Source organism: Massilia sp. CT11-108 (assembly GCF_047302915.1).
Lineage (GTDB): Bacteria > Pseudomonadota > Gammaproteobacteria > Burkholderiales > Burkholderiaceae_D > Telluria > Telluria orientalis.
In genome coordinates, this window is the sequence record NZ_JBKYMO010001035.1 from 1 (window position 1) to 817 (window position 817).

Consider the following 817-nt stretch of genomic DNA (forward strand, 5'->3'; position numbering starts at 1 on the left):
CCTCGACCTCGTGCACGGCGCCGGGCGCACAGCCGGCCGCCGCGGTCTCCGTGTCGTGCAGGGCGCGCAGCGCGGCCAGGCGGCCGGCGTCGTCCGCGATGTACGGCAGCACGAGCGCGGCGAAGCGGCCGGCGCCCGTCATCCAGTCGTCCGCGTAGGCGCGCACGAGGCGCGCGCCCAGCCACGCGTCCGCATCGATCGCTTCCGTGACGCTTTCTCCCGCCAGCGTGCCGCGCCCGAGCTGCCACAGGTGCTCGTACAGGCGCATGTAGAACGTCCACATCGGGTTGCGCGGCGTGCTGGCGCGGGCCAGCGCGCGATAGATGTCGGCCATGCGCAGGCCGCACTGGCGCTGCAGCCTGTCGTTGATGCACAGGTCCGTGTACAGGTTCGCGACGAGCGGCGCCTGCTCCTCCAGGCTGGGCAGCCCGCGCCGGATGCGCGCCAGCATGCGCATGTGGTCCGTCGCGTTGCCGGGTGCGAGCACGTGGTGGCCGATCTCGTGGGCGAGGATCTCGACGGCGTAATCGTCGAGCCCATACTTGCGCACGGCTTCCAGGTCGATCACGACGCTCTGGTCGGCGAGGCGGATCATCGCGAAGCTGCCGCGCAGGCCCTCCTTCGCCGCCGCGAGCGTGCTGGCGCACAGGCGCGGGTCGTGCAGGTGCGTGTAGCGGCTCCACGCGGCCAGCGCCTGCGGCCAGGCGGCGTGCCAGCGTGCCGTCAACTGCCGCATGTCGGCCGCCATCAACGCGGCTCCCGGGGCAGGACGCGGATCGCGTGCGTGTACGGCGACGTCAGCGCCAGCTGTGTCTTT

Annotated in this window: 1 pseudogene; it reads right to left on the reverse strand. The window is 72.6% G+C overall.

From position 1 onward, the window contains the following. A pseudogene (locus ACEN88_RS32950) lies at positions 1–748 on the reverse strand (VWA domain-containing protein); the annotation flags it as partial. Positions 749–817: the final 69 nt, after the last annotated feature.